11 protein-coding genes are annotated in these 17,731 nt (G+C 75.7%); 3 read left to right on the top strand and 8 right to left on the bottom strand.

Annotated features, from left to right (window positions below):
* Nucleotides 1-110 precede the first annotated feature (110 nt).
* The 3 genes from ACFW6A_RS23695 to ACFW6A_RS23705 form a co-directional block, all read right to left on the bottom strand.
* Nucleotides 111-878, bottom strand: a complete 768-nt coding sequence (locus ACFW6A_RS23695) for a hypothetical protein (protein ID WP_386642583.1) — start codon at nt 876-878, stop codon at nt 111-113.
* A 159-nt stretch (nt 879-1,037) separates the two neighbouring features.
* Nucleotides 1,038-4,427 (bottom strand): ATP-dependent helicase, encoded by a 3,390-nt coding sequence (locus ACFW6A_RS23700; protein WP_386642586.1) that lies wholly within the window; start codon nt 4,425-4,427, stop codon nt 1,038-1,040.
* Between the two features lie 320 nt (nt 4,428-4,747).
* Entirely contained in the window at nt 4,748-5,167 is a 420-nt protein-coding gene (locus ACFW6A_RS23705; protein WP_386480107.1) for an MGMT family protein, read from the bottom strand.
* 159 nt (nt 5,168-5,326) lie between these two features.
* Between ACFW6A_RS23705 and ACFW6A_RS23710 the strand changes: the two genes are divergently transcribed.
* From ACFW6A_RS23710 to ACFW6A_RS23720, 3 genes are all read left to right on the top strand, one after another.
* Nucleotides 5,327-7,978, top strand: a complete 2,652-nt coding sequence (locus ACFW6A_RS23710) for a flippase-like domain-containing protein (RefSeq protein ID WP_386480105.1) — start codon at nt 5,327-5,329, stop codon at nt 7,976-7,978.
* A 99-nt stretch (nt 7,979-8,077) separates the two neighbouring features.
* On the top strand, nt 8,078-9,658 hold the full coding sequence (locus ACFW6A_RS23715) for an alpha/beta hydrolase (RefSeq protein ID WP_351855247.1): 1,581 nt from the start codon (nt 8,078-8,080) through the stop codon (nt 9,656-9,658).
* Between the two features lie 53 nt (nt 9,659-9,711).
* Complete coding sequence (locus tag ACFW6A_RS23720; RefSeq protein ID WP_386642589.1) at nt 9,712-11,247, top strand: alpha/beta hydrolase; 1,536 nt, start codon at nt 9,712-9,714, stop codon at nt 11,245-11,247.
* Between the two features lie 57 nt (nt 11,248-11,304).
* Here ACFW6A_RS23720 and moeZ read toward each other — a convergent pair whose 3' ends face one another.
* The 5 genes from moeZ to ACFW6A_RS23745 form a co-directional block, all read right to left on the bottom strand.
* On the bottom strand, nt 11,305-12,483 hold the full coding sequence (gene moeZ, locus ACFW6A_RS23725) for an adenylyltransferase/sulfurtransferase MoeZ (protein ID WP_150231474.1): 1,179 nt from the start codon (nt 12,481-12,483) through the stop codon (nt 11,305-11,307).
* A gap of 80 nt (nt 12,484-12,563) precedes the next feature.
* Nucleotides 12,564-13,304: a spherulation-specific family 4 protein gene (locus ACFW6A_RS23730; protein WP_351855240.1), complete on the bottom strand. Its 741-nt coding sequence runs from the start codon at nt 13,302-13,304 to the stop codon at nt 12,564-12,566.
* Nucleotides 13,292-14,263: an NAD(P)-dependent oxidoreductase gene (locus ACFW6A_RS23735; RefSeq protein WP_043228915.1), complete on the bottom strand. Its 972-nt coding sequence runs from the start codon at nt 14,261-14,263 to the stop codon at nt 13,292-13,294. Before ACFW6A_RS23735 ends, ACFW6A_RS23730 begins: the two co-directional genes overlap by 13 nt.
* A 123-nt stretch (nt 14,264-14,386) precedes the next feature.
* The gene (locus ACFW6A_RS23740) at nt 14,387-15,979 is read right to left on the bottom strand and encodes a hypothetical protein (RefSeq protein ID WP_351855238.1); all 1,593 of its coding nucleotides are present in this window, start codon (nt 15,977-15,979) and stop codon (nt 14,387-14,389) included.
* Nucleotides 15,980-15,992: 13 nt separating this feature from the next.
* Nucleotides 15,993-17,654, bottom strand: a complete 1,662-nt coding sequence (locus tag ACFW6A_RS23745; RefSeq protein ID WP_351855235.1) for a glycosyltransferase — start codon at nt 17,652-17,654, stop codon at nt 15,993-15,995.
* Between the last annotated feature and the right edge of the window lie 77 nt (nt 17,655-17,731).

Below are 17,731 nucleotides of genomic sequence, written 5' to 3' on the forward strand. Positions count from 1 at the left end.
TCGCTACGACAAGACCGCCACCATCTACCTCGCCGGACTCCACATCGCCGCCATCTTCATCTGGTCGGCGAGATGATCCGAAAGAAACTTCCTAGTCGGCGGCCGGGGGGTCAGCTGCCGGCGCCGGCCTTCATCAGCGCCTCCATGTCCATGACCTGGTCGGCCGGCGGGGCGGTGGCGTCGACCGGCTTGTTGAAGTCGCTGAGCTCGACGGTGCCCGGCTCGTCGCCACCGGTGGTGACGACGCGGAGGATGTACGGCTTGGCGGAGTCCTTGGCCACGTAGAAGGTCGGGGTCTCGCCGTTCTTCTCCGGCTTGCCCTTGAGGACGGCGGCCGGAGTGCCGTCGACGTCGGCGTCGGCCTCACGGGTCAGCCCCTTGCGCGGGGTGTCCTCGTCCATGTCCTTGGTGATGCTCTTGAGGTCGCAGAAGGCGGCGGGCCCCTCCTCGCCGGCCGGCGCCTTCATCCAGCGGCCCTTGAGCAGGGTGGAGATGGCGCCGGTCTCCTCGGCGGAGGAGTCCTCCCCGCCCATGGTGCTCTTCCAGAAGGCGTCGTCGCCCTTCATGTAGGCGGTGCCGCCGGTGCCGATGATCTCGGCCTTGCCGCCCTTGGGGTTCTCCATGGAACCCTTGCAGTTGTTCTTGTCGTCGACCGCCATGTCGATGGTCACCGTTTCGCCGTCCTCGGCGAAGCCGCCCTTCACGCGGAGGGCGGTGACGTTCTTGGTGGCCTCGACGGCCTTGTCGGCGATCGCGTCGGCGGAGAGGCCCGCGAAGGGGTCGGCGGGCTTGTCGTCGCCCTTGCCGCAGCCGGTGGCACCGGCGACGACGGTCAGACAGATCGCCGCGGTGGCCCAGAGCTTCCGGTTGGCCCTCATGCGCGTACTCCTCAAGCGTGCGTGACGCCTTCGACGTGTTCGAAAGCGAATATTCACAGGTTTTCTTCACGGCGACCTTATGCGGCGCCACGGGGAGAGTGACCAGCCGGGGCCGGGAAAGGATGTACGACCGGGAACGTGACGCCCGTCACTCCCCGTTCATTCGACGACCTGGCGGCCCTCCGGACGGGCGCTGCACGCGGCGCGGAAGGAGCAGGTCTCGCAGTGCCGGCCGGCGGTCGGGGCGAAGCGCTCGTCGAGGACCCGGCCGGCGGCGGTGGCGAGCAGCTCGCCGACCCACTCCCCCTCCGGCGGCTGCTGCGCCTGCACCTTGGGCAGGGCGTCGCCGCCCTCCTTCTTGGGCGCGGCCTGGCGCAGCTGGACGAGTTCGGCGCCGCCGGGTTCGGGCCGGCGGCCGCCGAAGACCTCGTCCAGGGCGCCCTCGCGGACGGCGAGCTGGTAGACGGCGAGCTGCGGGTGGCGGGCGACCTCGGGTCCGGTGGGGGCGGCCTTGCCGGTCTTGAAGTCGACGACGTAGGCGCGGCCCTCCGCGTCGGCCTCCACGCGGTCCATGGAGCCGCGGATGCGGACCTGGTACTCCCCCGCGTCCAGGGTGACGTCGAAGCCGTGCTCGGAGGCGACGGGGGTGCGGCCGCCGCGGTCCATGACGTGCCAGTGCAGGAACCGTTCCAGGGCCACGCGCGCGTGGGCCTTCTCCTGCGCGGACTTCCAGGGGGCGTCGAAGGCGAGCGCGTCCCAGACGGTGTCGAGGCGGGCCATGAGGACGTCCAGGTCGGCGGGGGTGCGGCCGGAGGCGACCTCGTCGGCGAGGACGTGGACGACGTTGCCGAAGCCCTGGGCGGCGGAGGCGGGCTCGGCGGCCTTGACCTCGCGGCCCAGGAACCACTGGAGGGAGCAGGTGGCGGCGAGGTTCTCCAGGGCGCTCGGGGAGAGCGCGACGGGCCGCTCGCGGTCGCGCAGCGGCACCTCGCCGCGGGTGGGCTCGTGGAGGCCCCACCAGCGGTCGGGGTGGGCGGCCGGGACCATCGGCTGGCCGTCCTCGTCGGCGAGGGCGGCCAGGGCGGCGAGGCGGCGGGCGGCGGCGTCGCGGAGCGCGGGCGAGGCGTCCGGGTCGACGGTGGTGGCCCGGAGTTCGGCGACGAGCGCGGAGACGGCGAGCGGGCGGCGGGGCCGGCCGGGCACCTCCCGGGGCTCCGTGCCGAGCTCGGTGAGGAAGCGGGAGGGCTGGTCGCCGTCCTCGGCGGGGGCCTTCACGGCGGTGACGACGAGCCGTTCCCGGGCGCGGGTGGCGGCCACGTAGAAGAGGCGGCGCTCCTCGGCGAGGAGGGCGCCGGGGGTGAGCGGTTCGGCGAGTCCGTCGCGGCCGATGCGGTCGGCTTCGAGGAGGGAGCCGCGGCGGCGGAGGTCCGGCCAGAGGCCCTCCTGGAGGCCGGCGACGACGACGAGGCTCCACTCCAGGCCCTTGGAGCGGTGGGCGGTCATCAGGCGGACGGAGTCGGGGCGGGTGTGACGGCGGGTCAGGGTGTCGGCGGCGATGTCCTGGGCGTCCAGCTCCTCCAGGAAGTTGAGCACGCCGCGGCCGCCGAGCCGCTCCTCGGCGCGGGCGGCGGTCTCGAAGAGGGCGCAGACGGCGTCGAGGTCCCGGTCGGCGTTGCGGCCGGCGGGGCCGCCGCGGAGGGCGGCGCGCTCCAGACGGCCGGGCCAGGGGGTGCCGTTCCAGAGCACCCAGAGGGCCTCCTCGGCGGTGCCGCCGGCGTCGAGGAGGGCACGGGCCTCCCGGAGGAGGCGGCCGAGGCGGAGCGCGCCGCGGGCGTAGGCCGGGTCGTGGGCGGCGAGGCGTTCGGGGTCGGCGAGGGCGCGGGCGAGCAGGACGTCGGAGGGGGGCGGCGGTCCTTCGCCCGCGGCGCGGTGCTCCTCCCTCAGGGCGCGGCCGAGTTTGCGCAGGTCCGCGGGGTCCACGCCGGCCAGGGGCGAGGCCAGGAGTTCGAGCGCGGTTTCCGTGGGGAGCCAGGTGGGGGGTCCGCCCGGTGCGGCCTCGCCCGGTGCGGGCTCGGGGGCCGGCGCGGCGCCGCCGTCGGTGGCGTCCGTCCGTTCCTCCGCCGGGGACTCCGTCCAGGAGGGGCCCCCGGCGGCACGCCCGCCGGCGAGCGGGGTGGCGATCGCCCTCAGGGCCAGCAGCAGGGGGGCCACCGCCGGTTCGTGGCGGAGGGGCGTGTCGGCGGCGTCGGTCTCGACGGGGACGCCGGCCGACGTGAGGGCGCGGCGGAGGGAGGGGAGGGCGGCGGCGGCGCGGGTGAGGACGGCCATGTCGTGCCAGGGGACGCCGTCCTCCAGGTGGGCGCGGCGCAGCAGGTCGGCGATGTTCTCGGCCTCGGCGGAGGCGGTGGGGTAGGTGTACGCCTCGGCCGAGCCGCCGTCCCGGACGGGCACGAGTTCGCGGTGGGCGCGGACGGCGTCGGCCGGCAGCCGGGTCATCGGCATCCGGCGGGTGAGCTGCCGGGTGGCGGCGAGGAGGCCGGCGCCGGCGCGCCGGGAGGTGCCGAGGACGCGGACGGGGGCGCCGCCGAAGGCGGCGGGGAAGTCGAGGATGCCGTTCACGTCGGCGCCGCGGAAGGCGTAGATCGACTGGTCGGGGTCGCCGAAGGCGACGACCGTGGTCCGGCCGCCGCCGGTGAGCGCGGTGAGGAGCCGGACCTGGGCGGGGTCGGTGTCCTGGTACTCGTCGACGTAGACGGCGTCGTACCCGGGGAGGGCGGTCCGCTCGGCGAGGAGCACGGCCCGGTGCACCAGTTCGGTGTAGTCGAGGACGCCCTGGAGGTCGAGGACGTCGAGGTACTCGGCGAGGAAGCCGGCGGCGGCCTTCCAGTCGGGGCGGCCGACGCGTTCGGCGAAGCGGCGCAGCGCGTCGGGGCCGAGGCCGAGCTCGCGGGAGCGGGCGAGGACGGCGCGGACCTCGTCGGCGAAGCCGCGGGTGGTGAGGCAGGCGCGCAGTTCGTCGGGCCAGCGCACGCCGCCGACGCCGGTCCGTTCGAGGTCGATCTGGCCGGCGAGGAGTTCGCGGACGGCGAGGTCCTGCTCGGGACCGGAGAGCAGCCGGAGGGGTTCGGCGAAGAGTTCGGCGTCCTGGTGGGCCCGGATGAGGGCGTAGCAGTACGAGTGGAAGGTGGTGGCCTGGGGCGGGCGGCGGCCGCCGAGCCGGGTGGCCATCCGGTCGCGGAGTTCGACGGCGGCCTTGCGGCTGAAGGTGAGGACGAGGATCCGCTCGGGGTCGGTGCCGCGTTCCACGCGGGCGGCGACGGCCTCCACCAGCGTCGTCGTCTTTCCGGTGCCGGGGCCCGCGAGGACGAGGAGCGGTCCCCGGTCGTGCTCAACCACCGCCCGCTGCGCTGCGTCCAGCTGAGGAGGAGCCACCGGGGCCGGGGCCGTGCGCACCAGCCGGTACGCGCCGGGGGTCCGCTGCCTGCCCGCGCCCGGGTACGGCTGTCCCTGGTGCGGCGGCGTCGGCCGGGTGGTGGAGGAGGAGCTCACGTGGTTGGCCGGTCCTGGTCGAGGGTGTCGTGGTGCCGGTGCCGCGGGCGGCGCGGGTGACGGCGGAGGTGCCGGGCGGGGTACGGGCCGCGGCACGCGCGCGTGCTCGTGTCCCTGCCGCCGTGGCCGCCGTGGGCCCCCCTGCCGTGTCCGCCGCCGTGTGCGGCACGCCCGTCGACGGTACGCGAAACCGGGCGGCGGCGGGCCCCGCTCGCCGGGACCGGCCGGCCGGGCCGGGCGGCGCGGCCGGGGCCGTACCGGCCCTCACGCCGTCCCGTGTGAGATCCCGCACGCCCGGCCGGGGCGGCGGGCCGTGCGGGTCATTCCGGTTCCGTCTGCGCGCGGGCCGTCCCGCCGCCGGTGCCGTCCCAGCGGGCGCGGCGCATGTCGATCCTCGGCACGTGGCCGTCGGCGGCCGGGCCGCGCTCGCGCAGCGGGGTGCCCTCGTCGCGGTAGTGGCCGAGGGCGCGCAGCTCGTGTCCGGGGAGCAGGGTCCCGTCGGCGCGCACGACCCGCCACCACGGGGCGCCGCCGCCGTACAGGGCCATGACGCGGCCGACTTGGCGGGGGCCGCCCTCGCCGAGCCACTCGGCGACGTCGCCGTAGGTCATCACCCGGCCCGGCGGGATGCGGTCGGCGACGTCGAGCACCGCCTCCGCGTACGGGGGCAGCTCGTCCGCCGCCCCGGAGTCTTCGGCTCCGCTCGCTCCGGTCTGTCCCACGGGTCCCTCCAGGCTCATCCGTGTCATCCTGCCTCACCCCACCGACATGGCCCTGATGCCTCCGCCCGGCGGCTCTTCGTGCCACCATCGTCCGGGCGGTGACTGGTGATACGAGAGCAACAGCGGCAGACGCAGACAGAAGCAGCAGAACCAGCAGAAGTACACGCAGAGACGGACATGGTGATGGGTCAGGACACACAGCCTCCCGGTGAGGCTCGGCCCGACATGCCCGAACGGGTCTCCGGCGACGAACCGCTGCTCGCCGCCCGTGTCCACCGGCCCTCCGACCTGATGCGCCTGCTGGCCGGCGTGCTGGCCATCGCCCTCGTCCTCGCCATCGCCGCCTTCGCCCACGGCACCACCTCCGGCCTGGAGCAGGACATCAACAAGGGGGCCGTCGGCGCCTCCGACGTCTTCGTCAAGATCGCCGGGCTGGTCTCGTCGATCGCGATCCTGGTCCTGCCGGTGGCCTTCGCCATCGAGCGGCTGGTGAAGCGGGACGGGCTGCGGATCGCGGACGGCGTGCTCGCGGCGGTGCTCGCGCACGGCGTCACCCTGGCGATCGACCTGTGGGTGGCGAAGGGCGCCCCGGCCACGATCCAGGACGCGCTGACCCAGCCGGCCGGTGGCGGCGGGCTGACCGACCCGGTGCACAACTACCTCGCGCCGGTGATCGCGTACATGACGGCCGTCGGCATGGCCCGCAGGCCGCGCTGGCGGTTCTCGCTCTGGGCGGTGCTGCTGCTCGACGCCTTCACCATGCTGGTGGCCGGCTACACCACCGCCTTCTCGATCATCCTCACGGTGCTCATCGGCTGGACCGTGGCGTACGGCACCCTGTACGCGGTCGGCTCCCCGAACGTCCGGCCGACCGGGCAGACCCTCCTCGCCGGGCTGCGCCGGGTCGGCTTCCGGCCGGTGACGGCGCTGCGCGCGGAGGAGGTGCCGGAGACCGCGGAGAGCGGCGACCGGGGCCGCCGGTACCTCGTGACCCTGGAGGACGGGCCGCCGCTGGACGTCACGGTCGTCGACCGCGAGCAGCAGGCGCACGGCTTCTTCTACCGGCTGTGGCGGCGGATCACCCTGCGGACGGTGACGACCCGGCGTTCGATCGTCTCGCTGCGGCAGGCGCTCGAACAGGAGGCGCTGCTGGCGTACGCGGCGATCGCGGCCGGGGCGAACGCGCCGAAGCTGATCGCCACCTCCGAGCTGGGGCCGGACGCGGTGATGCTCGTCTACGAGCACATCGGCGGCCGGAGCCTGGACTCGCTGGACGACGCCGAGATCACCGACGAGCTGGTGCGCAGCGGCTGGCGGCAGGTGAAGGCGCTGCAGTCGCGCCGGATCGCGCACCGCAGGCTCTCGGGGGACGCGATCCTGGTGGATCGTTCCGGCAGGGTGTTCCTGACGGATCTGCGCGGCGGCGAGATCGCGGCCGGCGACCTGGTGCTGCGGATGGACATCGCACAGTTCCTGACCACCCTGGGCCTGCGGGTCGGGGCGGAGCGGGCGGTGGCGGCGGCCGTGGAGGTGCTGGGTCCGGACGCGGTGGCGGACTGCCTGCCGCTGCTCCAGCCGATCGCGCTGAGCCGGTCGACCCGCGCCACCCTGCGCAGGCTCGCGCGGGAGCGTTCGCAGCGGGAGCGGGAGGCGGTCCTGGCCGCCTCCGAGGAGGCGAAGCGGGAGCGGGAGCGGGCCAAGGCGGCCGCCCACGCGGGACTTCCGGCGCCCGGCACCGACCCCAAGGCGGAGAAGGCCGAGAAGCGGGCGGACAAGAAGGCGGAGAAGCGGGCGCTGGACGAGGCCCTGGACGAGGCGCGCGAGGAGGACCTGCTCGCGCAGATCCGCCGGCAGGTGCTGCTGATCCGGCCGCAGGCGCCGGTGGAGCCGGTCCGCCTGGAGCGCATCAAGCCGCGGACGCTCATCTCCCTGGTGGCGGGCGCGGTCGCCGCGTACTTCCTGCTGTCGCAGATCGCCCGGACGCCGCTGTCCACGGTCGCCGAGGCGGACTGGCGGTGGGTGGCGGCGGCGGTGCTGTTCTCGGCGATCAGCTATCTCGCCGCGGCGATGAGCCTGCTCGGCTTCGTGCCGGAGCGGGTGGGGTTCTGGCGGACGGTGGTCGCGCAGGTCGCCGGCTCGTTCGTGAAGATCGTCGCCCCGGCGGCGGTCGGCGGCGTCGCCCTCAACACCCGCTTCCTCCAGCGCGCGGGCGTGCGGCCGGGGCTCGCGGTGGCGAGCGTCGGCGCCTCGCAGCTCTTCGGGCTCGGGGCGCACATCCTGCTGCTGCTCTCCTTCGGCTATCTGACGGGGACCGAGAAGTCGCAGTCGTTCACGCCGTCGAGGACGGTCATCGCCGGTCTGCTGACGGTGGCGGTGCTGGTCCTGGTGATGACGGCGATCCCCTTCATGCGGAAGTTCGTCTCCACCCGGCTGCGGTCGCTCTTCGCGGGGGTGGTGCCGCGCATGCTGGACGTGCTCCAGCGGCCGATGAAGCTGGTCACGGGCATCGGCGGGATGCTGCTGCTGACGGGTGCGTTCGTCCTCTGCCTGGACGCCTCGATCCGCGCCTTCGCGCACGGGAACGCGTCGGTCAGCTACGCGAGCGTGGCCGTGGTCTTCCTCGCGGGCAACGCGCTCGGCTCGGCGGCCCCGACGCCCGGCGGCGTCGGGGCGGTCGAGGGCGCGCTCATCGGCGGTCTCGTCGCGGTGGGCCTGCCGATCGAGGTCGCCACCCCGGCGGTTCTCCTCTACCGGCTGCTGACCCTGTGGCTGCCGGTCCTGCCGGGCTGGATCTGCTTCAACTGGCTCACCCGGCGAGAGGCCCTGTAGCCGTCCCCGCCGGCTTCCGGGCGGGGGCGGGCGGCGCGGCGACACCCGCTTGGGGGTGCGTCCCGCGCGGGGGGAGCGGGGGGCGACGAGCATGGGACCATGCCGATCTCCTCCGCTCAGCGCGCCGCCGCCCTGCTCACCGCCTCCGCCGTCCTGTGCCTGGCCGGCTGCTCGGACGACGGCGGCGACGACCAGGCCGCCACGGGCCGCCCCACCGGCACCGGCGGGCTCTCGGCGCTGACGGGGCAGCGGCTGGAGTGGGACACCTGCCCGCCGCCGTCCGCGGCGGAGGGCGGCGGCTCGGCCCCGACCCCGCTGCCCGGCGGCACCGCGTGGGAGTGCGCGTTCCTCCGGACGCCGCTGGACTGGTCGCGGCCGGAGGGGGAGACGATCGAGCTGGCGCTGATCCGGGCGCGGGCCGGGGACCGGGCCCGTCGCATCGGCTCCCTCGTGTTCAACTTCGGCGGGCCCGGCGGCTCCGGCGTCACCGGCCTGCCGGGCTTCGCCGCGGACTACGAGACCCTCCGCTCCCGCTACGACCTGGTCTCCTTCGACCCGCGGGGCGTCGGCCGCAGCGAGCCGGTCGAGTGCGCCACGGACAAGGAGCTGGACGCCTACTACGCGCTCGACTTCACCCCGGACGACCAGGCGGAGGAGCGGACGCTGTCCGACGCGCAGAAGAAGTACGCGGCGGGCTGCGAGGCCGACGCGGGCCCGGTCCTGCCGCACGTCGGCACGGAGAGCGCGGCCCGCGACATGGACCTGCTGCGCCAGGTCCTCGGCGACGACAAGCTGCACTACTTCGGCATCTCGTACGGCACGGAGCTGGGCGGCGTCTACGCCCACCTCTTCCCGGAGCGGATCGGCCGGGCCGTCTTCGACGCGGTCGTGGACCCGGAGGCGGGCGTGGAGGAGGGCGCGCTGGGGCAGGCGAAGGGTTTCCAGCTGGCGCTGGACAACTTCGCGCAGGACTGCGTGGACCGGGGCGACGAGTGCGCCCTGCCGGGGGCGACGGTCGCCGAGGTCGAGAAGGGCGTCACGGACCTCCTCGCCGAGCTGGACGAGAAGCCGATCGCCGGCATCGGCAGCCGGAAGCTGACGCAGACCCAGGCCACCAACGGCATCGCCCAGTCGCTGTACTCGAAGGAGTTCTGGCCCTATCTGGAGCAGGGCCTGGAGGCCGCGGACGGCGGCGACGGCGCGCTCCTGCTCGCCCTCTCCGACTCGATGAACGGGCGCGGCGAGAACGGCAGCTACAGCAACATCCAGGCCGCCAACGCCGCCATCAACTGCGTCGACTTCAAGGAGCGCTACACCCTCGGCCAGGCCAAGGAGCGGCTGCCGAGGTTCCGCGAGGCCTCCCCCGTCTTCGGGGACTTCATGGGCTGGGCCCTGTCGAGCTGCTCGCAGTGGCCGGTGCCCGGCGCCTGGGACCACCCGGACGTGTCCGCGCCCGGCGCGGCACCGATCCTGGTGGTGGGGAACACCGGCGACCCGGCGACCCCGTACGAGGGGGCCCGCGCCATGGTGAAGGCCCTCGGCGACGGCGTCGGGGTGGAGCTGACCTACGAGGGCGAGGGCCACGGCGCCTACAACGGCGGCAGCGCCTGCGTGAAGAAGGCGGTCGACGGCTACCTCCTGGAGGGGAAGGTCCCGGCCTCGGGCACCGTCTGCAAGTAGCCGCGGGAGCGCCCCCTAGGATGACGGCCGGTCTCGATCCCGGGGGGTTTCCCATGTCCGTACGCCGGTGTCTGACGGTCCTCGCCGTCGGCGGACTGCTGGTCACCGGGTGCGCGGACACGGGAACCGGCACCGCCTCCCCCGGCTCCCCCTCCTCCCCTTCCTCCCCGGGCTCCCCTTCCTCGCCCGCCTCCGCCTCCGCTTCCGGGCGCTCCCCCGCCCTCGCCTCCCAGCGCCTCGACTGGAAGCGCTGCGAGGGAGCGGGCGACGAGTGGCGCTGCGCCACCGTGAAGGTCCCGCGGGACCACGCGAAGCCGGACGGCGCCACCCTGCCCGTGGCCCTGATCCGCAAGGAGGCGACCGACCGGAAGCGCCGGATCGGCTCGCTGCTCTTCAACTTCGGCGGGCCCGGCGCCTCGGGCGTGGACACGCTGCCGCAGCTCTCCGGGGAGTACGCCTCGCTGGGCCGGCGCTACGACCTCGTGGGCTTCGACCCGCGCGGGGTGGGCCGCAGCTCCGGCGTCGTCTGCCGCGACGACGCCGAGCAGGCCGCCGCCGAGGCCCGGATCGACACCACGCCGGACACGCCCGCCGAGGAGGCCGCCTACCTGGAGGACGCGGCGGACTTCGGCGCCGGCTGCGCCCGTCGCTCCGGCGCCGTGATCCCGTACACCACCACCTCGGCCACCGCCCGCGACATGGACCTGATCCGGCAGGTCCTGGGCGACGAGAAGCTGCGCTACTTCGGCATCTCGTACGGCACCCAGCTCGGCGGCGCCTACGCGCACCTCTTCCCGGGCCGCGTGGGACGGCTGGTCCTGGACGCGGTCGTCGACCCGACCGCCGACACGGCGGGTCACGCCCGGCACCAGACGGTCGGCTTCCAGCGGGCCCTGGACAACTACCTGCGGAGCACGGGGCAGGAGCCGGGGGCCGGCTCCGCGAGGATCGCCCGGCTCCTCGCCCGGCTCGACGCCGCACCCCTGGCGGTCGGCGACCGTCGGCTCACCGAGGGCCTGGCGACCACCGGCATCGCGGTGACCCTGTACGCCGAGTCCGGTTGGCCGCTGCTCACCCAGGCCCTGGCGGCGGCCGAGGGCGGCGACGGCGGTCCGCTGCTGCGGCTCGCGGACGCCTACAACGACCGGGACGAGCGGGGGCGTTACGCCACCCGGTCGCACTCCCAGCGGGCGATCTCCTGCGCCGACTCCAGCGAGCGCCCGACCGCCGCCGAGGCGAAGGCGCTGCTGCCCGAGTTCCGCCGCCTCTCCCCCGTCTTCGGCGCCTTCCTCGCCTGGGACACGGCCGGCTGGTGCGCCGGCTGGCCGGTGGAGGGCGAGGCGAGGACCCCGGCGGCGTCCGCCCAGGGGGCGGCCCCGGTGCTGGTCGTGGGCACCACGGGCGACCCGGCGACCCCGTACGAGGGCGCCGAGCGGATGGCCCGGGAGCTGGGCGAGGGCGTCGGGATCCTGGTCACCAACAAGGGCGAGGGGCACGGCGCGTACGGCACCTCGGCGTGCGTGACGCGGACGGTCGACGCGTACCTGCTGGACGGGAAGGTGCCCGCGTACGGCACGACCTGCGGGTAGCGCGGACGCGCGAGGGCCCCGGACCGCCACCCGGTCCGGGGCCCTCGTCGTACCGTCCTAGTAGACCGGCTTCTCGGGCTCGATCTGGTGGACCCAGCCGATGACGCCGCCGCCGACGTGCACCGCGTCCGCGAAGCCCGCGGACTTGAGCACGGCGAGGACCTCCGCACTGCGGACGCCCGTCTTGCAGTGCAGGACGATCTTCTTGTCCTGCGGGAGGTCCTGGAGGGCGTTGCCCATCAGGAACTCGTTCTTCGGGATCAGGCGGGCGCCGGGGATCGAGACGATCTCGTACTCGTTGACCTCGCGGACGTCGATGATGTCGATGTTCTCGCCCTCGTCGATCCACTCCTTGAGCTGCTTCGGAGTGATCGTGGAGCCGAGCGCCGCCTCCTGGGCCTCCTCGGACACGACGCCGCAGAAGGCCTCGTAGTCGATGAGCTCGGTGACGGTCGGGTTCTCGCCGCAGACCGCGCAGTTGGGGTCCTTGCGGACCTTCACCTGGCGGTACTGCATCTCGAGGGCGTCGTAGATCATCAGCCGGCCGACGAGCGGCTCGCCGATGCCGGCGAGGAGCTTGATGGCCTCGTTGACCTGGATGGAGCCGATGGACGCGCAGAGCACGCCCAGGACGCCGCCCTCGGCGCAGGAGGGGACCATGCCCGGCGGCGGGGGCTCCGGGTAGAGGCAGCGGTAGCAGGGGCCGTGCTCGGACCAGAAGACCGACGCCTGGCCGTCGAAGCGGTAGATCGAGCCCCAGACGTACGGCTTGTTCAGCAGCACGCAGGCGTCGTTCACCAGGTAGCGGGTGGCGAAGTTGTCGGTGCCGTCGACGATCAGGTCGTACTGGCTGAAGATGTCCATCACGTTGTCGGCCTCGAGCCGCTCCTCGTGCAGGACCACGTTCACGTACGGGTTGATGCCGAGCACGCTGTCGCGCGCCGACTCCGCCTTGGAGCGGCCGATGTCGGCCTGGCTGTGGATGATCTGGCGCTGGAGGTTCGACTCGTCGACCTCGTCGAACTCCACGATCCCGAGCGTGCCGACGCCCGCCGCGGCGAGGTACATGAGGGCCGGCGAGCCGAGGCCGCCGGCGCCGACGGCCAGCACCTTGGCGTTCTTCAGGCGCTTCTGGCCGTCCATCCCGACGTCGGGGATGATCAGGTGGCGGGAGTACCGACGGACCTCGTCAACGGTGAGCTCGGCAGCCGGCTCGACCAGGGGTGGCAGCGACACGGGGGCTCCAGGGTCATCCCCCGCTCGCGCGGGGAGGGGACAGGCATCGTTCTTCCCTCGTAACCCTGCCACGCCTTATTTCATTCCGAGACTCCCTGTCCGATACGCGAGACGATTTCGTCCCAGTAGCCGGGCAGCGAGTGAAATGGGGCGTTCTGTCCCGGACCCCCTCCCGGCCGGTCGGTGAAGAAGATCGTGCCGGCGCCCTGCCAGCGGGCGATCCGCAGCGCCTCGTCGAGATGGGTGCGCGGCACCCCGTGGACGAAGTGGGCGAACTTCCCCTCCGGGTAGTCCGCCGTCCAGGCGGCCGCCTGCGACCAGCGGTAGTCCACCCAGGCCCCGGAGAACGTCACCAGCTGGTCCGCCGCCTCCGCGTAGCCGGGGTGCGGGTGGCTGCCCTGGCCGAGGACGAGGTGGGCGTCGCCGCCGAGGAGGGCCGACAGCGTGGTGGTGACCCTCCTCACCCCGGCCAGGTCCGTCCGGTCCGTGGGACAGCGGTCCAGATAGAAGCCGCCGACCCGGTACCAGTCGAGGTACCGCTGGGCCCCGGAGACGAGTTCCCCGAAGGGCCGCGAGCCGTGCGCCAGGTCCAGGTGCCCGAGCACCCGCACCCCCGCCTGCCGGAGCCGCCCCGCGGTCTCCAGGCAGTGCGGGTCGGGCCGGCTGCCGGGCCCGTCGGACACGTTGAGCACCGCCCAGTGGACGGGGGTGCCGGGCCGCGTCAGCTCGGCCCATTCGACCGGGGCGAGCAGCGGGTGGGCGTAGCCGGGGGCGCCGACGCCGAGGGCCCGGACGGTGCCGGTGGCGGTCAGATGCGACACGCCGCCTCCATCCAGATGTCGGCGAGCGACTCCTCCAGGTTGATCCGGGGGCGCCAGCCGAGCCGGTCCCGGGCGGTGCGGACGTCGGCCTGCTGCCAGGGGCCGCAGCCGTCGGGGTACGGGAAGGGGGCGGCGGCCAGCTGTTCGGCGATGGTGGCCTCGCCGCGCGGGGCGCCGATGACGGGCCGCTGCGGGATGCCGTGCGGGGCGTCGACCTCGTGGAGGTTGCCCGCGTAGCCGGCGACCCGGGCGAGGACGGCGGCGGCGTCCCGGAGCCGGACGGCCCGGCCCGTGCCGATGTTGACGACGCCCTGGGCGGCGGAGAGGGAGGCGGCGTGCACGGCGCGGGCCACGTCCCGGACGTCGACGAAGTCCCGCTGCACGCCGAGGCCGCTGAGCTTGAGCTCGCCGTCGCCGGCCTGCATGGCGCGGCGCATGGCCTCGGCGAGCCGGCCGAGCGGGGAGCCGGCCGGGGTGCCGGGGCCGACCGGGGAGAAGACCCGCAGGACGACGGCGTCGAGGCCGGAGCCGAGGACGAGTTCGGTGGCGGCGAGCTTGGAGACGCCGTACGGACCTCCCGGGCGCGGCACGGCGTCCTCGGCGGTGGAGGAGCCGGGCTGGCTGGGCCCGTACTCGGAGGCGCAGCCGACCTGGACGAGCCGGGCGCCGCAGCCGCTGCGGCGCAGGGCCTCACAGACGGTGGCGACGGCGACCGTGTTGTGCCGGGTCAGGTCGCGGGCGCCGCCGCGGGTGGCGCCCGCGCAGTTGACGACCACGCCGGGGTGGACGGCGTCCAGGAAGCGGGTGAGGGCGCCGGGGCTGCCGGTGGCGAGGTCGAAGCGGACGTCGGCGTCGTCGCCGCGGCCGAGGGCCGTGAGGTGGACCGCCGGGTCGGCGAGCAGCCGGTCGGCGACGAAGCGGCCGATGAAGCCGTTGGCTCCGAGCAGTAGCACCCTCATCGTGCGGCCCCTTCGTGCCGACCGGCCGGTGCTGGGGAGGGAGGGGTCATGGTCTTCGTTCTCCTTGGGGGTGGTGAGTCGGGGCCGGGCGCCCGCGGCGTCGGCTCCGCGGGAGCGCCGGGGTCAGGGGGTGGTGTGGGCCGAGGCCCGGGTGAGGACGGTGGTCGCGTGGGCCAGCAGGCCGAGCGCGGCGGCACCGCAGACGAGGGCGGGGACGCCTCCGGGGCCCCACGCGTCGACGGCGGCCCGCACGGGGACGGCGAGCGCGTCGAAGCCGGGCAGCGGGAGCCGGGAGGCCAGCACGCTCGCGAGGCCGAGGGCCTCGGCGGCGCAGGCGGCGGCGAGCGCGGCGGCGGCGGTCCCGGGATGTCCGTGGACGGCGAGCAGCCGGGCGGTCAGGAGGAGGACGCCGAGGGCGAGTGCGCCGGCGGTGGGGCCGGTGAGCGCGAGCAGGACGGTGAGGGCGGCGGCGTGGAGGAGGACGGCGGCCAGCAGCCACGCGCGCGTGGCGGCGGCGAAGTCGGCGAGGCCCCGGCTGTCGGCGATGCGGCGGCGGGCCCGGTCGGCGAAGAGGTGGGCGCACCAGGCGGCGGGGGCGACGGCGAGGGCGAGGCCGAGCAGCGGCGCGGGGTCGATGTCCCAGGCGCCGTCGGGTCCGCCGCGGAGCACCTGCTCCAGGAGGCCGTCGCCGGCGACGGCGTACGCGAGGAGCCAGAGGGTCCAGAGCCGGGCGGCGGGCGCGGCGGCGGCGCGCAGCGGTCCGCGCCGGACGGCGAGGACGAGCGCGCCGGCGAGGGCGAGCGTCCCGGCGGTCCCGGCGAGGAGCCGGGCGGCCCCGTCGAGGTGGAGCAGCGCGGGCACCAGCAGGCCGGCGGCGGCGCCGGGGGCGAGCGCGGCGAGGGCCCACGGGGCGCGGGGCGCGGGGCGGTGCTCGGCGGGCGCGGGCTCCAGGTGGCCCCGGGGCACGCGCGCGTACAGCTCCTCGGCGAGCGAGAAGACGTCCCGGTGCCGGTACCGCGCGGCGGTGCGGTCGGTGAAGCCCTGCGCTTCGAGGCCGGCGGCGATCTCCAGCGGGTCGACGGCGCGGGCGCACAGCTCCCGGTGACGGTGCATCAGCACCTTGACGGGGTCCCCGGCGCTCCGCCGCGCCTTGCCGGCGGGTACGGGCTCCGCCTGCGGGCCGGACCCGGCGGCGGGCGGCGCGCCCCAGGCCTCCCCGGGGCCGGGGGCCACGGGCGCGAGGGGTGCGGGGGCGGAGACCTCGGGGACGGAGGCGGGCTCGGGCTCGGGGTCCTCGGCGGCCGGGGCCGTGTCGGGCTGGGACTCGGGCTCGGGCTCGGCGGCGATGGACTCGGGCTCCGGCCCGGACTCCGCCTCCGCGACGGGCTCGGGCTCCGCGAAGGGCTCCGGCTCGGCGACGGGCTCCGGCTCCGCGAAGGGCTCCGGCTCGTCGGCCGGCGGCGGTGCCGGGTGGCGGGGCGGGCCGAAGGCGGAGAGGAGGTCGTCCAGGGCGGAGTCCCGGGCCCCGGGAGCCGGGGCGGCCCCGGCGGCCGGGGGCCTGGGGTCGGCGTGCAGGTCGAGGGTGGGGAGCGGGCCGGCGGGCCCCGGGGCTATGGCGGGGGGCGTGGGTTCCGCGTCCACCGCGGGGGCGCCGAGGAGTGCCTCGGAGCGGGCGTCCCAGGCTCCGGGGCTCGTCGGGGCGGCGGGGCCGCGCATGGGGGTGCCTCCTTCAGGCATCGGGGGCTCCTGTGCCCGCGGCGACGGCCTTCGGCGCCCAGCTGCCGGGGAGGTGCGCCTCGGCGGGGTGGGCGAAGGGCACGTCGGCCCCGGCACGGTGGCGTACCGGCGCGTGGGAGAGGAGTTCGAGGTAGATGCCGCGGAAGGCGGCGAGGTTCTGGTCGACGGTGAAGAGTTCGAGCGCGCGGGCCCGGGCGGCGGCGCCGAGCCGGTGTCGGCGGTCGGGGTCGCGCAGCAGCGCGAGGCAGGCGTCGGCGAGCGCCCGGGGGTTGCGCGGGGGGACGACGAGCCCGGTGCCGCCGATGATCTCGACGACCGCGCCGACGTCGGTGGAGACGGTGGCGCGGGCGCAGAACATGGCCTCGACGAGGCTGGCGGGGAAGCCCTCGACGGTGCTGGAGAGGACCACGACGGCGGCGGAGGCGTAGACGTCCTCCAGGGTGGGGGCCTCGGGGCCGCCGAGCTCCTCGAAGGAGACGGGGTTCTCGCCGACGGCGTGGGCGCCGGCGGCCTCGTCGGGGAAGAGCTGGGCGGCGAGCGCGGCGCACTGGGCGAGGTAGGCGCAGTGGTCGGTGCCCCGGTCGGGTTCGCCCGGGTCGGCGGGGACGGAGACGATCCGCAGCCGGGTGTCGGGCTGCCGGGCGCGGAGTTCGGCGAAGGCGTGGAGGAGGGCGACGAGGTCCTTGGCGGGCTCGACGCGGCCGATCCAGACGAGGGTGCCGGGCTCGCCGCCCTCCTCGTCCTCGCCGACCTCGGCGAAGCGCTCGGCGGGCATGCCGGGGTGGACGGTGCGGACCCGGTCGCGGGGCGCGCCGAGCCTCTCCTGCCAGCGGCGGGCGTGGGCGTTGCCGGGGGTGAGGAGGGCGGCCTGGCGGTACGCCTCGCCGGCGAGGCGTCCGTGGAGGGCGGCGAGCAGGGCGCGCAGGGGGGTGGAGCGGTCGGCGGCGGCCGCGTCCAGGTAGTGGGCGCGCAGTCCGACGCCGTACTCGGTGACGAGGAGGGGGGTGCCGAAGAAGCGTTTGGCCAGGAGTCCGGGGAGCGCGACGGGCCCGCCCGCGGTGGCGTGGCAGAGGTCGGCGGCGGCCAGGGCGTCCTCGCCGTACCAGTCGAGGGAGAGCGGGCGCAGGGCCCGCTCCAGGTGGTCGGCGAAGGCGAGGTGGTCGCGGAGTCCGGCCGCGGCGGCGGCCCGGCCGGCGCCGGGGGCGCGGCAGGCGGCCTCCAGGAGGCGGACGGCGTCGTCGGAGCGGAGCGCGCCGGGCAGTCCCCCGCTGTCGCGGGCGAGGTCGGCGAGGGCGCCGAGGCCGGTGGCGAAGGCGTGCGCGGGGTCCTCGTCCCCGGCCGGGCGGCCGGCGGGGCCGGTCTCGGCGGTGAGGCCGGTGGCGAGGGCGTGGAAGCCCTCGGCGAAGCGGCGGCGGTCGCGGCGGCCGTAGGCGCGGCGGGCGGCGGGCCCGGGCGGTCCGGCGGGGAGGGCGCCCTCGCCGGTGGCGGGGACGGGCCGGAGGTGGGGCGGGAGCGGGACGGCGGGGAGGGGGCCGCCGACGGCGTACAGGTCGAACTCGTGGGGGGCGAGGCCGCGGACGAGCCGCTGCCACCACGCGCCGGTGTCACCGGTGGCGCACGGGGTGCCACCCTCCGTGAGGAGTCCGATCCGCACGAGCACACACCCCCGGTCTTCCGTGACGGCGCCCACCGGTCCCGTCGGTGGCGCGCGCTGCCGTCCCTCGGCGGGAA

This window comes from Streptomyces sp. NPDC058758 (assembly GCF_042746075.1).
Classification (GTDB): domain Bacteria; phylum Actinomycetota; class Actinomycetes; order Streptomycetales; family Streptomycetaceae; genus Streptomyces.